The sequence below is a fragment of the Viridibacillus sp. NPDC096237 genome, assembly GCF_050278625.1.
In the GTDB taxonomy this organism is placed as follows: domain Bacteria; phylum Bacillota; class Bacilli; order Bacillales_A; family Planococcaceae; genus Viridibacillus.
The window spans coordinates 1-2,585 of record NZ_JBNNTI010000103.1 but is presented as its reverse complement, the minus strand read 5'-3'; the positions used below and the strand labels follow the sequence as shown (position 1 = coordinate 2,585).

At 31.4% G+C, this 2,585-nt stretch carries 4 protein-coding genes and 1 pseudogene; 4 read left to right on the top strand and 1 reads right to left on the bottom strand.

All coding sequences use genetic code 11. From position 1 onward, the window contains the following. Nucleotides 1–252: 252 nt before the first annotated feature. On the top strand, nucleotides 253–999 hold the full coding sequence (locus tag ACQKMD_RS21925; protein WP_427754684.1) for a nucleotidyltransferase domain-containing protein: 747 nt from the start codon (nucleotides 253–255) through the stop codon (nucleotides 997–999). A gap of 17 nt (nucleotides 1,000–1,016) precedes the next feature. Here ACQKMD_RS21925 and ACQKMD_RS21920 read toward each other — a convergent pair. Then, nucleotides 1,017–1,124 (bottom strand): annotated as a pseudogene (locus ACQKMD_RS21920) (integrase); the annotation flags it as partial. A 206-nt stretch (nucleotides 1,125–1,330) separates the two neighbouring features. On the opposite strand from ACQKMD_RS21920, the gene ACQKMD_RS21915 reads away from it, so the two are divergent. From ACQKMD_RS21915 to ACQKMD_RS21905, 3 genes are all read left to right on the top strand, one after another. Beyond that, nucleotides 1,331–1,726, top strand: coding sequence for an NUDIX hydrolase (locus tag ACQKMD_RS21915; RefSeq protein WP_427754682.1), 396 nt, complete (start codon nucleotides 1,331–1,333; stop codon nucleotides 1,724–1,726). An 87-nt stretch (nucleotides 1,727–1,813) separates the two neighbouring features. After that, a complete protein-coding gene (locus ACQKMD_RS21910) occupies nucleotides 1,814–2,245 on the top strand; it encodes a hypothetical protein (protein ID WP_427754680.1) in 432 nt (143 codons plus the stop codon). A 23-nt stretch (nucleotides 2,246–2,268) separates the two neighbouring features. Continuing rightward, nucleotides 2,269–2,484, top strand: coding sequence for a CPBP family glutamic-type intramembrane protease (locus tag ACQKMD_RS21905; RefSeq protein ID WP_427754679.1), 216 nt, complete (start codon nucleotides 2,269–2,271; stop codon nucleotides 2,482–2,484). Nucleotides 2,485–2,585 lie beyond the last annotated feature (101 nt).

The window sequence follows — 2,585 nt, the reverse complement described above, 5'->3', positions numbered from 1 at the left end:
CTCTTTTCTGTGAATTGTGTTATGGTGACTTAATTCTACAAGAAAAGGTCTTCCTTTTTCTATTTATTCATTTACACAAGATATTTTACGCTCTCTTTATTTGTGATTAAAGATATAATTTGGGGTATTTATGAAATGGAAGTGTAGTATAAGTCAAATGTTAAATTATATATTCATCAACTAACGTGACAAGTTAGTTTCTCAAACGTTAAAATGGAAATAAATATATGAATTTAATAAAAGGTGATGATAATGGTAGATATGAACAAATTAAATCCAAGTGATGCAGCACATAAATTTGTCAACAAGTATTTTCCGAATTGTCAAGGGGCTGTGTTGGCTGGAAGTGTTGTCAGAGGTGAGGGAACAAATACTTCTGACCTTGACATAGTTGTATTTGATAACAGTTTAAATTCAAGTTATAGAGAGTCTTTAATAGACTTTGGGTGGGCAATAGAGGTTTTTGTACATAATTTAACGTCTTACAAACACTTTTTTGAACTCGACTACAAAGTTGCTAGGCCTTCTATGCAGAGAATGATATTTGAAGGAATTATATTAAAAGATGAAGGAATTATACATTCAATAAAAGAAGAAGCCAAAGAGATATTGGATAAGGGACCGGAAAGGTGGACAGAAGAAATAATTAAAACAAAGCGTTATTTTATAACGGATGTTCTTGATGATTTCATAGGTTGTAATAATCGTGCTGAAGAAATATTCATAGCAAACGCTTTAGCTGAGCTTATTCATGAATTTGTGTTGAGAACTAATGGTCGATGGATAGGATCTTCAAAATGGATAATTCGTGCATTAAAGCAATACGATGAAAAGTTTACCGATGAATTTGTAGACGCATTTGATACATATTATAAAACGGGTGGGAAAAGTAAAGTTATTCAATTAAGTGAAATGATTATAGAACCATACGGCGGACGACTATTTGAAGGCTTTTCAATAGGAAACGGGGGCATTAGTAAAAAGGGCAGCGTTATATAGACGTTGTCTTTTATTAATTAAAAGTACTTTTGATAAAACTCTTTTCTAAGTCTCCCACTTAGTTGAGCATAAATCCGAGCAGTTTCGCTTTTTTCATGCCCCATCAGACTTTGAATGACGAGTAAATGTTGTAATTTGGATACCAACTAAAAGAAAGAGTATTTGGATAGTCGATCAGTTAAACAAAGGACTGTTTTTGATAAAGGCAGTTTTCTAAAAGATAGTTGCTCTTCAACAACGAGAGAGTTACTTAAAGAAGATTACTGCTTTTTCTTATTGAACTAAAGAAGTAGGTTAATTTAATCAAGTGCATGCAATAAGGGAGGATAATGTGAGAAATAGAGGTGCGGTTGTACTCGTAGAAAATAACAAGGTTGGACTGATTAAAAGAAATAGGAACGGTTCTGTTTACTATGTTTTTCCTGGTGGTGGAATTGAAGAAGGCGAAAATCCTGAAACAGGGGCAAAAAGAAAAGCCTTTGAGGAATTAGGTGTAAAAGTCAATGTTAATGAGTGCATTGCTAAAGTTGAATTTAGAGGTATACAATACTTTTTCTTAGCTGAAATTATTGAAGGTTCTTTTGGTATTGGGCAAGGTGAAGAATACACAGATGAAAATAGAAATAGAGGTACATATCAGCCGATGTGGGTAGATATAGAAAACCTTTTATCAATAGATGTTAGACCTAAAGAAGTTGTAGAAAGGATACATTTCTTATTCAAGTAACTGGGCAGGGTAGTTGAACAAAATATGGTATAAAACTAATATAGTTAATGTTCTAAAATACGGAATCATGGATTTTAGGAGGTAGAAATGGAATCGAAATTAAGCGGTGAAAGTAAAGTGAAAAATAATGATATAAAAACAATGATAGTGTTTCTACTTATTTTTTACTTTGTATGGACAATTAAAGAATTATGGTTAATCGACTACATTTATTCGTTCGGTGAAATTATCTCTCCATTATTAGAGTCGTTGGTTAAGGGGTTCGTATGGATTGTTCCAACTTGGTTATACATAAAATATTATTTACATACTAACCTATTTGACTACTTAAGAATGAACGATAATGTTAAGAAAGGTTTTTTGGGGGGAGTAGTTCTTTCACTATTAGTTGGCTTATATTTTGCTTTTGAAACTTATATCATTAATCAGCAATCATTTCAATTTTCATTATCTTTTGATGATTACCTTAATGGTTTTTTTATGGCGGGGATTGCTGAAGAAATTGTTTTTAGGGACTAATTTTACAAGAGATTAATAAAAAAGTGGATTTTTGGAAAGCAAATGTTATTACAGCATTATTATTTTTAGTGATACACTATCCAATTTGGATTTACAATGAAATATTCTTTCATTTTGGGACGCATATATATGTTTTTATTATAGGCTTATTCTTTGGATTTGTGTACAAAAAGACCGGTTCATTATGGTCGGTTATTATATTGCACGCACTTCATAATTTTTTTGTTACTATTATTTAGTAAAGAGAATCAATTTCATAAATCGTATTTTTTTAGAGCACAGAGAACTCCCATAGTACAAAATCTGTTTTTAAAAATTAAGCTACGTTTGGTTGTTCACG